9 protein-coding genes and 1 pseudogene are annotated in these 15,864 nt (G+C 50.7%); 3 read left to right on the top strand and 7 right to left on the bottom strand.

What is annotated here, in order from left to right:
• Positions 1-330: pseudogene (locus tag PsW64_RS27895) on the top strand (polysaccharide deacetylase family protein); the annotation flags it as partial.
• Here the strand turns inward: PsW64_RS27895 and PsW64_RS11265 are convergent.
• From PsW64_RS11265 to PsW64_RS11235, 7 genes are all read right to left on the bottom strand, one after another.
• Entirely contained in the window at positions 305-898 is a 594-nt protein-coding gene (locus tag PsW64_RS11265) for a class I SAM-dependent methyltransferase (RefSeq protein WP_063303654.1), read from the bottom strand. The pseudogene PsW64_RS27895 and the gene PsW64_RS11265 sit on opposite strands and share 26 nt — an antisense overlap.
• A gap of 16 nt (positions 899-914) precedes the next feature.
• The gene (locus PsW64_RS11260; RefSeq protein WP_063288194.1) at positions 915-2,087 is read right to left on the bottom strand and encodes an ABC transporter permease; all 1,173 of its coding nucleotides are present in this window, start codon (positions 2,085-2,087) and stop codon (positions 915-917) included.
• Positions 2,084-3,112 (bottom strand): ABC transporter permease, encoded by a 1,029-nt coding sequence (locus tag PsW64_RS11255; RefSeq protein WP_057465911.1) that lies wholly within the window; start codon positions 3,110-3,112, stop codon positions 2,084-2,086. Before PsW64_RS11255 ends, PsW64_RS11260 begins: the two co-directional genes overlap by 4 nt.
• Before the next feature lie 126 nt (positions 3,113-3,238).
• Complete coding sequence (locus tag PsW64_RS11250) at positions 3,239-5,155, bottom strand: ABC transporter substrate-binding protein (RefSeq protein ID WP_063303653.1); 1,917 nt, start codon at positions 5,153-5,155, stop codon at positions 3,239-3,241.
• Positions 5,152-7,053, bottom strand: a complete 1,902-nt coding sequence (locus PsW64_RS11245; protein WP_057465909.1) for an ABC transporter ATP-binding protein — start codon at positions 7,051-7,053, stop codon at positions 5,152-5,154. Before PsW64_RS11245 ends, PsW64_RS11250 begins: the two co-directional genes overlap by 4 nt.
• 140 nt (positions 7,054-7,193) lie before the next feature.
• Positions 7,194-8,981 carry an adenylate/guanylate cyclase domain-containing protein gene (locus PsW64_RS11240; RefSeq protein ID WP_208980735.1) on the bottom strand — a complete coding sequence of 596 codons (1,788 nt, stop codon included), beginning with the start codon at positions 8,979-8,981 and terminating at the stop codon, positions 7,194-7,196.
• Positions 8,982-9,152: 171 nt separating this feature from the next.
• Positions 9,153-10,328 (bottom strand): CaiB/BaiF CoA transferase family protein, encoded by a 1,176-nt coding sequence (locus tag PsW64_RS11235; RefSeq protein ID WP_063303651.1) that lies wholly within the window; start codon positions 10,326-10,328, stop codon positions 9,153-9,155.
• Between the two features lie 270 nt (positions 10,329-10,598).
• On the opposite strand from PsW64_RS11235, the gene pepN reads away from it, so the two are divergent.
• A complete protein-coding gene (gene pepN, locus PsW64_RS11230) occupies positions 10,599-13,235 on the top strand; it encodes an aminopeptidase N (RefSeq protein ID WP_063303650.1) in 2,637 nt (878 codons plus the stop codon).
• 192 nt (positions 13,236-13,427) lie between these two features.
• Positions 13,428-15,803, top strand: a complete 2,376-nt coding sequence (locus PsW64_RS11225) for a PAS domain-containing sensor histidine kinase (protein WP_063303649.1) — start codon at positions 13,428-13,430, stop codon at positions 15,801-15,803.
• The last annotated feature ends 61 nt before the right edge of the window (positions 15,804-15,864 follow it).

The following is a 15,864-nucleotide window of genomic DNA, read 5'->3' as shown; positions in this document are numbered from 1 at the left end:
GGCTTGTCTGCATTCACCTGGATCAATCATTTCCGCCTGCCACGCCTCCAAAGCCACGTCGACATCATCAAATGGAAAAAAAACAAGCGTTTTATTGGTTGGGAGGCCGCTCGCAAACGGCTAGATCTGCAGCTTTGTCGACGTCGAACCAATGTCGCTGAGCCGATCGGACTGCTGACACATCATCTTGACCACGGTGAAGGCTGCTCAGAATTTCTGGAGGTATTTTTCGAGCTCACGTCTGCTCATCCTGCAATTAAATGGCTTAGTTCTCGAGACCTTCTGGATCAAGCAAAACACGATTTTACTTTGGCTGCCGGGCAGGTCTGACCAACCGTAGTTTCCACCCTACATTCTTTGAATATGACTTCAGCTCCAGATCATCGAGTACCTTCCAGTGGCCAGATTTGTCTGTTTCACTCCAAACCTTCTGGATAGATCTGTTTGCTCCCGATTGTTCTCGAGCAGGTGTGTACATGGAAATTGCGATAACGCCATTGTCATCAAGAAATTTTGCGTAACGTTTGAGCTGTAACTCTGGTTCCTCGCAGAAATAGAGCACTTCATTGAAGACAATTGCTGAAAACTTATCCGCCGTTTTAACTTGGAAACTCTCAAGATCAGATTGCACCAGTTGCACATGCTCCTCCCCAACCTTGGCATTGCTTAGTGCAATTTCTGAGAGATCGACACCACAATACTGCTGCAAGCCTGATGACTTGAGATAGTGATACAGAATTGCTTCACCGCAGCCGACGTCAAGGACCGCATGTGTTGTTGCTGTTTGCCCAAGCCATGCTGAGAGAATTCCGTAGCGCGCAGCCTCTTTGATATCATTAAGAAAATGCCAGCGACCTGCTTCGTACTGGCGATCCCAATCACCTGAGAGTTCTTCCATTATATTGAGGCTCCAGCTACTTATACGGATCAGCTGCATCACGCAGCCCGTCGCCCATGAAGTTGAAGGCAAGCACGACGATGATGATCGGAATAACCGGCGCCATCAACCACGGATAAATGGTAACGACGGAGATATTCTGAGCTTCATTGAGAAGAACACCCCAGGATACAGCGGGCCTCCTCAGTCCGAGATTCAAGAAGGACAGAGCCGTTTCACCAAGTATCATCGCCGGTACAGAAAGCGTTGCTGATGCAACAAGGTGACTCGTGAAACCGGGAAGTAAGTGCTTGACGATAATACGACTTGGGCTAGCGCCCATCAGAGCTGCGGCCTTGGCATATTCTTCTTCTCGCAATGAGAGCAATTTAGATCTGACGGCACGCGCCAAACCCGGCCAGTCCAACAGGCCCAGAATGACCGTCAGGCCGAAGTAAATCCAGACTGGCGACCATGTTATCGGCAAGGCGGCAGATAAAGCCATCCAGAGTGGGAGTTCGGGCAATGAGCGCATAATTTCGATAACGCGTTGAATTGAGCTATCGATCCATCCACCGAAGAAACCAGCAAGTCCGCCGAGCAAGACGCCTAGCACCATGGATATGCTTACACCGACAAGACCAATGGTGAGAGACAGTCGTGCTCCATAAACGAGACCTGAGTATTGATCTCGCCCCAATCTGTCCGTACCTGCAATAAACAGTGTCCCGTCTTTCGCGGGGCAAATGACGTGAAGGCTTGCGGGAAACAGGCCCCAGAACTTGTAGGGGTCTCCTTTGCAAAAGAACCGGAGTTTTTGAACTTTTGTGGTGTCTGTTTCATAAACCCACTTCAGATTTTCAAGGTCAACTGAAGGGTTCAGACCATACACAAAGGGTCCAACCAGCTTGCCTTCATGGAACAAGTGGATGGCTTGTGGCGGAGCAAAGAGGAAATCTACGTTTCGCTTTGCCACCGGATAAGGTGCAATAATTTCTGCAAAAGGGACACATAGATAGAAGAAGAAGAGGATGATCACTGAGATCACGGCCAGCTTGTGCTTGCGGAACTTCCACCAGATGATTTTCCATTGTGGCGCTTGATAATATCTCTCCTGCTCTCGGGTCAGGATCTCTACATCCTTGGGGTCAAAGCCCTTTGGGTTGACGTAGTGCTCTGCTTTGTCCTCTCCACGTTCGCCCGGGCTCATTGTCTTGACCCTTCTTTTCCAAGGCGAATTCGTGGATCCAGATAACCAAGCAAGACATCAGAGACCAACATGCCAATCAGTGTGAGGATGGAAACGAAGAGGAGGATAAACCCTGCAAGGAACTGATCCTGCGATTGAAGCGCACCAAGAAGGACAGGACCGACAGTGGGAAGGTTGAGGACAACAGAAACAATAACCGAGCCTGACACAAGCGAGGGAATTAGATTACCTATATCCGCTATGAATGGGTTGAGAGCGACACGAAGGGGATATTTGACGAGGAGTTTGCTTTCTCGCATTCCCTTTGAACGAGCAGTGGTGACGTATTGCTTATAGATTTCATCCAGCAAGTTAGCGCGTAATCGGCGGATCATGGCAGCTGTGCCGGATGTTCCGATGACGATCACCGGAACAATAAGATGTGCCACAATAGACAGGGCTTTACCGCCGCTCAAGGGTTCGCCAATGTAGTGCTCCTCCATAATGCCCCCTACAGTCAGTCCAAACCAGCTGTTGGCCAAATACATTAAAACCAATGCCAATAAGAAGTTAGGGGTCGCTAGACCGAGATACCCAATAAGTGTGAAGGTGTAATCCCCCACCGAATACTGATGTGTCGCGGAGTAAATGCCGATGGGAAAGGCAACGCAGTAAATGAAGAGGATCGTAGCAAGGTTGAGCGCAACTGTAAGCGGCAATGTTGGGCCAACCACTTCACCGACTGGCTGGTCATACTCAAAGGACCAGCCCCAATTGCCCTGAATTAATCCATCAAACCCATTGGGTCCGGGCCAGAGCCCCACCCAAATTCCGTAACGCTCCACAAACGGCCTATCAAGAGCGAACTCTTTGCGCAGAAACTCCAGTCTGCCAATGGAAGCACTTTCTCCGGTTGAGCGGAGCATGGAGATCTGGTTGGAGATGTAGTCCCCTTCCGGCAATTCAATGATGAAGAAAACCAGGAAACTGATGGCAGCAAGCGTTGGTATCATCACCAACAGCCGCCGCAGGATGTAATTGAGCACCCGCTTCCCTTTCTTTTCTCACACCACTCGTGGGAGAAGTCTAAAGGAGCTCTCTTGGCTTTCTCTGAGAAAATCTAATCAGGTTTGAGAAGCCCTATTAGCCCGCGCTTAAGGCAAGTGAAAAAATCAATGAGGGAGATCGTCTTCATCCGGTAAGAGGTCTTCAAAAAAGAAGAGATCCATGCGGTGGATGCCGAACTGAGCACCGGGATCCCATCCATAAATGCCCATTTCAGGTACATTCAAAAGCCCCTTAACAACCACTGGCTGCCGGACAGCATTGACCAGACCGATATGAATTGTTTCATCTGCGTGAATCTGCAGGATTTGCTCCCAAATCATGTCCCGCTCTTCAAAACTACTGCTCACCAGCCATTGATCAAAGAGCTCAATCAAGCGAATTGCCGGAGGCCAGTCAGGTTTAACACCTGCGTGTCCATCACTCTCATAGTAGTTGCCCCATGGAGCCCATGAGAGAAAATCTTCGCGCGTGGGAGCATAATCTATCGGCGGCATATCTGCTGTTGGTACACCGTTTTCAAAACCGGACCAGACAGACATCATCAAAGTGCCAGAGAGCGCGCGAGCCCGGATCGTGTCGCGCTGGCTTGGGCGGATAAAAGCAGAAACACCAATTTCCTTCCACGTTTCTGCAACAAGCTCCAGCGCATCATCCTGTTCAGCACTCTCGCCTGTGGTCTCAATAATGAGTTGCAGCGGGCGTCCGTCTTCTAGCAAGCGTACGCCGTCTCCTCGCCTATCTGTCAGTCCAATATCATCCAGCAACTGGTTGGCAAGGTCTGGATTAAATTCCGCCCAAGCCGTTTGAAAGTCTGGCTGATACAACGGAGAAATGTTGAGAACCGTATCGTTGCCGGCTCTCCCCAAACCAAAATAAAGTACTTTGTTTATGAGCTCACGATCGATGCCCAACGAGAGCGCATGGCGAAATCTGCGGTCCTGCATGAGTTTGCGCCATGTTGGATCTTTGACGCTGAGGTTGGGCAGGATTGAAATTTCAGATCCCTTGGAGTTGAGCCAGAGACGGGTGTCATAATCCTGTGTCTGTTCACCACGTTTAAGAACGGAAATATCAGAGAACCCAAGTCCACGTGCCTGCAAATCACTTTCACCAGCCAGCGCCTTTGCCGGAATAAGTTTACCATCCACCACATCCATAATTATGCGGTCGATATAGGGAAGTTGCTGGCCTGCACTGTCCACGCGATGGAAAAACGGATTGCGCTCCATAACTGCCCTGCGATCTCCCGAAGTGTTTCGTGGCACCCATGGCTGCAATGTGGGGATATGCGGATTGGATGCGCCGTACATGTCGTCCATGCGGTTGAACAAAGGTGCCCACCCACGCACTTTCTCAATACGAGCGATCTGCCTGATAAATTCCGGATTTCCATATTCTTCATGGAACTGCTTCATGTAAGCAGCGGGCCGGTAAATGAACGGTGGGCGTGCTTTTGCAAGTTCCTGCAGGAACAGAGGATTTGGCTCATGCCACTCAAAACGAACCGTCGTCTCATCAATAACTGAGAACTCAGGACCTTCACCATCCACCAGCATGAACCCTGGCAGGCCGATGGGGTTCAGCTCCTCGTTTAGGGCGACATCTTCAAACCAAAACCGAAAGTCTTCTGCATTAAAGGAACTTCCATCAGACCATTTATGGCCTTCACGCAGATTTAGAGTGAAGACCTTGTCATAGTGATTGTCTACGCTCTCCAAAATGTCTGGATTTAACTCGAGGTTTTCATTGTATCCAACCAGCCTTGCATAGCCCCACACATTGATCAGGCGCACGTCTTTAGGCCGCGAAATGAGCGTATGCAGCGCACCACCCTGCACTCCGATTACGCGGCCAATATCATCGGGGTAGGTCACAAGTGGTTCTTTGGGAACACGATCTACGATAGATGGCAGGCCCGGCGGAATTCCCGGAGTTTCCTTCAGGACCAGAGCTGCCGAGACCGTGGGCACTGCGAGACTGATAAGCATAACAACCGTTGTGAGGAGGCCAAGTTTTCTCATATATGGCTCCCCCCTAAACCGACGATATCGCGCATACTTTCCATTCCCGGAGCACATACCCAATGATCTGTCTCAATCTCAACCAAATACGGTACGGTTGAGTAGCGCATCCGGTAGGGCGAAGGCCATTGTGTCGGGTCTGAGCTTGCGGTTCCTGCCAGAGATGAAAAATCCAGTTTGTGGTCCAAAGAGGGTTCTGGCACTGCTTTGAGAAGTGTACGCGTATAGGGATGGATCGGATTATCTATGATCTGCCGCGTTGGTCCGACTTCGACAACCTTGCCCTTGCACATAACTGCTATGCGATCAGAAATGTAGTCAACCACAGCAAGGTTGTGGCTGACGAAAACATAGGTCAGGCCCAACTCATCTTTAAGGTCTTTGAGAAGGTTCAAGATCTGTGCCTGAACGGAAACATCAAGCGCTGATGTTGGCTCATCGCAAATCAAGAACTCCGGATTTAGCGCCAAAGCTCTTGCGATCCCGATACGTTGTCTTTGGCCTCCGGAGAAGGAATGCGGGTAACGACGCAGATATCTTGGCGACAAGCCGACAAGATCAATCAGTTCCCGGATGCGCGCTCCTTGACTGAGGCTGTCGCCCATACGGTGTATGACGAGCGGCTCCTGCAAAATCTCGTTGAGTGTTCGGCGTGGGTTTAACGAAGAAAACGGGTCCTGAAAGATAATCTGAGCCCGTTTACGGTATTGGAAGAGCTCTTTTTCAGAGAAGCCCTGAATATCGCGTGGGCCGTCCTCAGTGGTGTAGGAAATTTTGCCACGCGTCAAAGGAAAAGCTCGCAACATAGCAAGGGCGGCTGTGGTTTTTCCGGAACCTGACTCTCCAACAATACCAAGGCATTCGCCCCTACGGACCGTCAAAGATACATTGTCGAGTGCGGTTGTCATACCTCTGCGTTTTTTACCGCGCAGGTTCTTGAATGTGAAGTTCTTACAAACGCCTTCCAGCTCGATGAGCGGCGTTCCACGGAATGCGTGAGCTTTGCCAACCGGACTTGGTTGAAAGTCGGAATGATGCGTGCGGGGTTTGATTGGGCGGATTGGAACAAGGCGCTCATCCGGCTCCATAGAAAGCGATGGAACCGCGTTGAGTAGCGCTTTCAGATAAGGGTGTTGCGGGGTCAGGAACAGGTCTTCAACGCTGCCTTTTTCCATGACTTCACCGTTGTAGACCACGACAACCTCATCGGCCATGTTTGTGACTACACCAAAATCATGCGTAATCATGAGCAGTGTCATGTTCAGTTCAGCTTGTACTTCCTTAATCAGCTTCAGAATTTCGGCCTGAATGGTAACATCCAGCGCAGTTGTCGGCTCATCTGCAATAAGAAGCGTGGGGCGGCAGATCATCGCCATGGCGATGAGTGCGCGTTGCCGTAAGCCGCCAGAGAGCTCAAATGGATAGGCACGGATTGCACGCTCAGGCTCAGGGAAATGAACCAGACGCAGCATATCCTTGGTCAGTTCCTGGGCTTCTTTAGTGCCAACAAAGCGGTGCAATTTTGCTGCTTCGCTGATCTGATCTCCAATGGTGTGCAGTGGTGAGAGCGAGACCATGGGCTCTTGAAAGATCATTGCAATCTGATCGCCGCGAATGGCGCGCATGGCAGGACCAGCCGGAGGCAGTTTTGCAATGTCTACTTTCTCACCGTTTTTGCGATTGTCCCGAAATAAAATTTGACCTGATGTGATGCGAGATTTTGCAGGAAGGATCCCCATAACCGCCCTCGAGATCACGGTCTTGCCAGACCCTGACTCACCAACCAAAGCGACGCATTTGTTTTCCGGGACACTAAAAGACACATCGCGGACAACTTGGTGATGCCCTTCGTCTCCATGAAACTCTACCGACAACCCTTTGACGTCAAGCAGGTTCACGTGCGTCCCTTCCTCACTGGTCTGTTGCTAGCGCACGCGAGAAAACCTTTCGCGGCTTTCACACTAGAACAGGGCTTTCTTTCAATGAGGTTGGGTTACGTGGCACACTTAAATTAAACTAGAAGACAATGCCGGGATTATCAGTCGTCGCATATGGTCGAGTTGAGCTGCCAAACCTCGACTTTGCCCTTCCGGCCACGAATGTCATGGCTACCGCGATGGGTTACGTTATCGGGTCGCCCTGCTCTCTCAACAGTTTCACCGCTCAACACCACACATGCTCCTTTAACGGAGGAGATGGTGCCACCCAGGCTTTGCAGGCGGCTGCACACATTCACGGCATCGCCAACAATGGTGTAGTTCCAACGTTCGACGGCCCCTACATTACCAACAATTACTGGGCCTGTGTGAATTGCAATCCGTACATTCAAAGCATTTTCGGGTGTAACTGCATTGGCTTGCTGGATGGCGCTGACCATATCTTCTGCAGCCAATATTGCGCGGCGGGCATGATCTTCCATCTCGTTTGGTGCACCCCAGAATGCGAGCATGCCGTCGCCGACGAACTTATCGACAGTCCCTTGATGAGCCTCCACAGCAGACACAAGCAGTTTGAAGTGATCATTGAGCAGGCCAGCCACTTCGCCAGCGCTTCTGTGTTCGGAGATCGACGTGAAACCTTCAATGTCCGTAAACAGGATCGTCAGTTCAGCTTCTTTTGCTTTGGCCGCGCGGTCGATCCCCATTGCCATCAACTTGGAATAGAGTGACTTTGGAATATACCGGCTCATGGCTTGTAAGCCGCTGGTGCTGGCATTCATTGCGGAGGTAATCTGATCTACTTCACGAATATGACTGCGTGGCAATGGTTCAAGGTGCTCAAACTCCAGAGCACCGAACTTTTGAGCGCGTGCAGCAATGCCTTTCAGCGGCGATGACAGACGACGCGCGAAGAAGATTGCCACAAGTGCGGACAGGAACACAACAGCCACGCCAGCAAAGACCGAGTTAATCAGACGGGTGAACTCATCATAACGCGAGTTTGCCAACTGATATTCACCGACGTAGTAGACCTCGCCATCTGGTGAAACAAGCTTTTGTAAAACAAGAACATACATGTCCTCGCCATCGTAAATCAAATGCAGTTCAACGCCTCGTTTGCGCGCACGCTGACTAAAGGGCTGAGCTTTACTGCCCTCGAACTTCGCAAGAACGGGATCTCCAAACTCTGTGACATGCGCCAGCAGATTGTGCTGTTGCAGCTCATTGGTTGGAGAGGAATACGCGAGCACCCGATTTTTGTCAGTCAGGATAAAGCGAGTGACATCCTCTTCGTCTACTTCGTTTCCAATACCATCTTCTTTTGAAGAGGCGAGGACCGAGCCAACTCCCTTCATCGTGATGATTGCGGAAACGTAGCCGATCGTCTCTCCATCAAACTTGATAGCGCTTGTCGCCGTTGCAAATGGGTCTTCACCAGATGCGTAGAAATCTCCCCAGAATGGGTCTTCAGCAGTTTGCGCATCGATGCTTTGCATTCTGGAGAAATCAAACAGATCTTGTTCAGGCTGGAATGAGATCAGATCTTGCCGGTTTTCAGCGTGACGCAAGCCCCAGACCGTTCCGTTGGGCAGTGACAACACCAAGCCTTCGACACTTTTCACCCCGAACAGTACGCCACGAAACGTCTGGCGTGCGCGAAAGATCGCATTTTGCGCCGTTGGCTGTTCTTCCGCATAAACTTTGATTGCATGTACCGAGGAAAATGCCGGGGTCATGTAGGCACTCAAGGCATTGTTGATTGCCTCGGTGGACATGATCGACGCTTTTTCGATCAAGCTTCGGGTATTCTTCAAATTGGTATGAACAGACATGTAAAGCACAATACCGCCGCACAAGGTCACCACAGTCACGAAGGTAAGGCTCACCAACCACGTCAATGACAACTTGTAATAGCACCGCCGTATGCCGATTGCTTTACGCCTGATCCTATTCCAAAGCTTCAAACCGTGACCCACCTGTGTGAGGAATGCCAGCCCGTTAAACCACTCCCCGGACCGAGGGTCAAACTGCCTTCCTGCACATGGTGTCGCTAGTCTTTATTCTACTGCTTCTTTGCCTAATTCTCTCAATATCTCATTTCTATGCTCATCGAGAGCTGGTGCACCCTTCTCCAGTTTCAGCTTAGAATTAGTAAACCGAATTGGCGTACGGACATAGGTTTGCTCACCTTGATGCTTAGATGTTGTTGGCAAGTTGACTTTCATTTGCCGGTGTTCAATTTGCGAATCCTGCAAAACATCAGCAACTGTATTGATCGGACCTGCCGGAACGCCGCGTTCTTCCATTTTTGACAGGAGTTCATCCCGATTGAAGTTCAGCACGAGAGCCTGAAGCTTTTCTGTTAATTCCTCGCGGTGCTTCACACGAGACGGGTTGGTGGCATAGCGCTCGTCCTCAGACAGTTCTTCCTGCCCGAGAATCTTGCAGAAGTTCGCAAACTGAGTGTCGTTGCCAACCGCCACAATGAGATGACCATCTTTCACTTCGAATACCTGATATGGAACGATGTTTGGATGAGCATTGCCCATACGGCTAGGGACATTGCCGCTGCTTAGATAATTCATCGCCTGATTGGCCAAAACACCGACCTGAGCATCCAGCAAAGCCATATCGATCCATTCGCCTTCACCGGTCAGGTCACGGCGGCGCAGAGCTGCCTGAATACCTATGACCCCGTATAGGCCCGTGAAGATATCAGCAAAAGCAACGCCTACCTTTTGTGGCTCGCCGCCTTGCGAACCAGTCAGATCCATAATACCGCCCATGCCCTGGATCATAAAATCATATCCAGCGCGATGGGCATAAGGGCCATCCTGACCAAAACCAGTCACGGAACAATAGATCAGCTTCGGATTGATCTTCTTGAGGCTATCATAGTCGAGGCCAAACTTGGCTAACCCGCCGACTTTGAAGTTTTCGATCAGCACATCACTTTGACGTACCAGATCATAAATCAACTCAAGATCTTCCTGATTTGAGAAGTCAGCAGTTATGGAGCGTTTGCCGCGATTGCAGGCATGGAAGTAGGCTGCGCTTTTGCTTCCGCCCTCTTCTTCGACAAACGGAGGTCCCCAGGTCCGGGTATCATCACCGCTCGGGCTTTCCACCTTGATGACATCGGCACCCAAATCAGAAAGGGTTTGTCCAATCCATGGGCCTGCCAGAATGCGCGCCAGTTCCAATACTTTTATGTTTTCCAGGGGAGCTGTCACGGAAGCAACCTCAGCCTTTTTGTATAGATCTGTTTCAGGAGCTCAGTGCTACCTGTTTTTTCGGGATAGTGCTTACGAGGATCTGTCATGATCTCCTTCCAGTCCTTCCCTTGCTTGATAATTTGATTTTTGGGTGCAAAAGTGATGAGGTTTTCATTCCCTGCATTTGACCGGAACCGTTTTCAACGGTACCGCCGATCTACATAAAAATTTGGAAGCGCTGCGCCAAGGGGTGATCAAGCCGCTTTAACACTTCTTGGGAGAACAAGTATGCGATCTGAAACTGCTCAACTCATTAGACTGCAAGACTACACAGAGGCACCCTATGTCATAGAGAGTGTTTCTCTTGTCTTCAAACTTCAACCAGAAGCAACCGAAGTTATCTCCACCCTTACCATTTCCAAGCGTGATGGCACCGAAGACGGCGCTCCACTTGAGCTGGATGGTGACGAGCTTACACTAATTTCAGCCGCTATTGATGACGTACCATTAGCAGAAGACGCTTTCGAAAACTCTGCAGACAAGCTGACAGTTCATGCACCACCTGCTGAGCGTTTCCAGTTGGAAGTTATCACCAAGGTGAACCCAACCACGAACACCAAGCTGGAAGGGCTTTACCTTTCTCAGGGCATTTACTGCACTCAGTGTGAGGCAGAGGGCTTCCGCCGGATCACTTATTACTATGACCGCCCGGATGTGCTTTCAGTATTCACGACACGCATTGAAGCTGACAAAGCGACCAATCCGATTTTGCTTGGTAACGGTAATCCGCAGGACGCAGGTGACATTGAAGGCACTGACCGTCACTTTGCAGTGTGGCATGATCCGCACCCGAAGCCAGCTTATCTGTTTGCGCTTGTTGCTGGCGATCTTGCCTGCATTTCAGAGAAGTATACGACAGCTTCCGGCGCACCAGTCGATCTGAACATCTTTGTCGAGAAAGGCAATGAGGACCGCGCAGACTGGTCCATGGACGGCCTGATCCGGTCCATGCGATGGGACGAGAAAGTATTTGGCCGCGAGTACGACCTCGAAGTGTTCAACATTGTTGCTGTTTCTGCGTTCAACATGGGTGCGATGGAGAACAAGGGCCTCAACATTTTCAATGACAAGTTCATTCTGGCGGATAGTGACACAGCAACCGACACAGACTACGAGGGTATTGAGACCGTTGTTGCCCATGAATACTTCCACAACTGGACTGGCAACCGCATTACTTGCCGCGAGTGGTTCCAACTTTGCCTGAAGGAAGGCCTCACTGTATTCCGTGATCAGGAATTTTCTTCTGATGAACGTTCCCGCCCTGTGAAGCGTATTGCTGATGTAATCCGCCTGAAATCCCGTCAGTTCCCTGAGGATCAGGGGCCTCTTTCGCATCCAGTTCGCCCGACAGAATACAAAGAGATCAACAACTTCTATACGGCAACGGTCTATGACAAAGGCGCTGAGTTGGTTCGTATGATCAAGACTATTCTTGGTGCAGACAACTTCAGAAAAGGGATGGATCTTTACTTCGAGCGACACGATGGTGATGCCTCAACCATTGAGGACTTCCTCAAATGCTTTGAAGATGCGACTAAGATCGATTTGTCTCATTTCAGCCTGTGGTACCACCAGTCCGGTACACCAGTTGTGAAAGCAGAAGGTTCTTACGACGAAGCTGCAAAGACTTTCACTCTGGAGCTGGAACAGATTAATGCTCCAACACCTGGACAAGACCAAAAGAAGCCATTCTTCATTCCAATTCGCTTTGGCCTGGTGGGCCCGAATGGAGATGATCTCGCCTATTCCAGTGCCGAAGGTGCTCAAGTCGATGGCGATTTGCTGTGTCTGAGCGACAACAAACAAACCGTTGTCTTTCATGGTATCGGCAGTAGACCAGTTCCTTCCCTTCTGCGAGAATTCTCGGCTCCAGTTAAGTTGGAAACAGGTCTGTCCCGTGAAGATCAAATCTTCCTGATGCGCCACGACATTGACCCGTTCAATCGCTGGCAGGCTGCGCAGACGTTGATGACTGAGCTGCTTATTGAGCTGACCAATGGTACAGAACCGACAGGCAAGGACGCCTTCATTGAGGCGCTCGGTCACATGGCAGAGGATGAGAACCTTGACCATGCGTTCCGTGGTTTTGGCCTGATGCTGCCTAGCGAGCAGGCAATCGCACTTGAAATCGGCAAAGACGTCGATACTGATGCGATCGGTGATGCCCGTGATGTGTTCTCCAAAGAGATCGGCGTTGCACTCTATGACACCTTCAAGCGTATCTATGATGCTTTGGAGATGCCAGCAACGTTTAGCCCGGATGCTCTTTCAGCTGGCAAGCGTGCGCTGAAGCTGCGTTGTTTGTCTTACTTAGCGGCAAGTAATAGTGAAGGCAGCGCTACTCTGGCTAAGGCACATTTTGATGCTGCCGATAACATGACGGACCGGATCAGCGCCTTGAACTGCCTGGTCAAGTTCAAGTTGGCAGGGGCGCAAGAAGCAATGGCTTCCTTTGAGGAACGCCACAAGGACACGGCTCTTGCCATGGATAAATGGCTGGGTGTCGCGGCCAGCGCGCCGAGCAAAGACACGATTGGCGCCCTACGTACTCTTACAGAACACCCGGCATTTTCTTGGGATAATCCAAATCGTATCTACGCGCTCATTGGTGGCTTCCTCGGTGGCAATACAAGAGGTTTCCATGCGGCTGATGGTTCAGGATATGATTATCTTGCTGAAATCACGTTGCAATTGGACAAGATTAACCCTCAGGTTGCTTCCAGAATGGTCAAAAGCTTTGGCTCCTGGAAGAATATGAATGCGGAACGCAGAGTAAAGGCAGAGGCCGCTTTGAAGCGAATTCTTGCAGCTGACCAGCAACTCTCTACTGATGTCAAAGAAATAGTTGAGCTGTGTCTAGACTAAGACAGTCTACTTTGCACCCAGCGAAGTCTCTGAGAGTCCTATGAAAATTAACGGCAGCAAAAAGCGCTGCCGTTAACCATTTTTTTGTGTCGAGACTCTGGACAAGTTGATTCGGATAGATTCAAATGAATGTGATTCGGGTGAATTGCAACCCGAGTTATTTGCGGCGGAATCTGACACATGGGGGCATTCATGGCACGAGCCTTTGCAGGGGGCGCGACCGCTCGACGACTCTTGAACTCGACCAAACGGACAGGCAAAAAAGACGCTCTGACCGGACATATCAAGTTGCTCGCTCAACCAGCCTACCAACGCCTCTTAACAACGGAACCAATGATGCGCAGAATTATTCCTGCTCTTTGCATCGTGTTCATTGCGTGTACCGCTATCTTCCGCGGACTTGAGATTGCTTACAATTATGAGAATGTCAGCCAGAAGGCTCAGGACGATCTCACACTTATTGCAACTGCCCTGACCGCCAGCATTGAAATTTCCGAGCAAGAAAAAGGCTCCGCCGGCCTGACTTCTGCTTTGCAGCGTGCACTTTCTGAGGCCCTGCCCCCCCGGGCCACCAGCCAAAGCCGCCAAATTCTGTTGACTGACCCGAACGGTACCATTGTTGCCAGTGCTCCGACCCGCCCTGATATGGAAGGGTTGAAAATTACCAGCTTCCTTGGTGACACTCAGCCAATGACGTTCTTTGGAAAGCGCGCAGGTGTGCTGACGCTCAATGAGGGCACCAATGACGCGACCCGGGCAACAGTTCATCATTTACCAAACAAAATCGGCATGGTTGCTATCATGCAGCCAGAAGACGCGATTTTCTCTTCCTGGCGTGCTGAACTTTCCGCCAATGTCACGATCTTTGTTGCAACCTCCATGGTGCTGCTGGTCATCATCTATGCCTATTTTGCGCAGGCAACCCGAGCGCAGCAGGCGGATGGCATTTACTCGGCGACGCGCTCTCGCATAGACGCTGCCCTCAATCGCGGTCGTTGTGGCCTGTTTGACTGGGATCTTTCCCGTGGCCGCGTGTTCTGGTCCGCCTCGCTTTATGAGATGCTGGGCATGGATCCACGTAATGACATTATGGGCTTTGCTGAGATCCAATCCCTGACCCATGCTGATGACGTTGATCTTTACGATCTTGCAAAGAGCCTGCTGGATACCGGCAAGAGCAACGTGGATCGTCAATGGCGCATGCGTCACAGTGATGGTTCCTGGGTCTGGCTCCGGGTTCGTGCTGAAGTTCAAACCGATGCAGGCACCAATGAGCCTCACCTGATCGGCATCTGTATGGATGTGACTGAGCAGAAGCGCTTGGCAGAGCAGAGCCGTACTGCTGATCTACGCCTGCGTGATGCGATTGAGAACATCTCCGAGGCCTTTGTCTTGTGGGATGCTGACAACCATCTGGTGATGTGTAACTCCAACTACCGCAAGCTGCATCAGCTGCCAGACCATGTTGTGCAGTCGGGCACGCCTTATGCGACTGTCATGTCCTCGGCAAGCCAACCGATTATTTCTGAGCCTGAGGAAGGCGACCACATCGACAGCGATATGGGCAGTTCCTACAAGGTTGAGATGGAAGGTGGTCGCTGGTTACAGGTCTCAGAGCGCCGGACCAAAGATGGTGGCTTCGTTTCCGTTGGCACCGACATTACAGAGCTGAAGCGTAAAGAAGAGAAATTGCTTGAGTCTGAGCGCGGTCATATGGCGACCATTGCCGACTTGCGCCAGTCCCGCCAGAAACTTGAACTACAGGCTCAACAGCTGGTGGAACTGACCGAGAAATATGCGGATGAGAAGACCCGCGCGGAAGATGCAAACCAGGCGAAATCCGAATTCCTTGCAAACATCTCCCACGAGTTGAGAACACCACTGAACGCGATCATCGGCTTCTCTGAGATTATGGATCAAGGCATGTTTGGTGATCTTGGTTCCGACAAGTACAAAGAATACTGCAAGGACATTCATTCCTCCGGTAACTACCTGCTGAATGTGATCAACGACATTCTGGATATGTCTAAGATTGAAGCGGGGCGGATTGAGTTATCTGTTGAAGATGTTCAAATCCAGCAGATCGTACAGGATGCAGCCCGGATTATCTCTGCAACAGCAGCTGAGAAGAACATCAAGGTTGTCAGCGAAAATCTGCCTCACATGCATCTGCAGGCTGACCGCCGCGCTGTTAAGCAGATCCTACTCAACCTGCTTGCAAACTCTATCAAGTTCACACCAGACAATGGTGAGGTTCGGGTCTCTGCCCGCAAGGTGGGTGCCTTTGCTGAACTCAAGATCTCTGACAATGGTATCGGAATCTCCAAGAAGGATATCGACCGTCTTGCCAAGCCGTTTGTGCAGGTGGAGAATCAATTCACCAAGACGCACAAAGGGTCTGGCCTTGGTCTGGCAATTGCACGGTCTCTCAGCGAGCTGCACGGCGGTTACATGGAAATCGCTTCTGAAGTTGGTACAGGCACCGAGGTTACGATCAAGCTGCCCTTGAAAGCCAAGGGACGCGACAAAGGCCGCCTGACAGGCATCAGCAACCTGAACGCTGCTTAAGAGCAAGAAGACAATCTTCAAAGAAAAGGCCGCTTCATCAGCGGCCTTTTCTGTTATCTCA

This window comes from Pseudovibrio sp. W64, assembly GCF_001623145.1.
Lineage (GTDB): Bacteria > Pseudomonadota > Alphaproteobacteria > Rhizobiales > Stappiaceae > Pseudovibrio.
The sequence above is the reverse complement of the archived record's forward strand: the minus strand, read 5'-3'. Positions and strand labels throughout refer to the sequence as shown.

Bases quoted from the DNA above. Each gene is read 5' to 3' on its own strand.
- PsW64_RS11250 (WP_063303653.1), bottom strand. From the start codon at position 5,155: ATGAGAAAACTTGGCCTCCTCACAACGGTTGTTATGCTTATCAGTCTC.
- PsW64_RS11265 (WP_063303654.1), bottom strand. From the start codon at position 898: ATGGAAGAACTCTCAGGTGATTGGGATCGCCAGTACGAAGCAGGTCGC.
- PsW64_RS11225 (WP_063303649.1), top strand. From the start codon at position 13,428: ATGGCACGAGCCTTTGCAGGGGGCGCGACCGCTCGACGACTCTTGAAC.
- pepN (WP_063303650.1), top strand. From the start codon at position 10,599: ATGCGATCTGAAACTGCTCAACTCATTAGACTGCAAGACTACACAGAG.
- PsW64_RS11260 (WP_063288194.1), bottom strand. From the start codon at position 2,087: ATGAGCCCGGGCGAACGTGGAGAGGACAAAGCAGAGCACTACGTCAAC.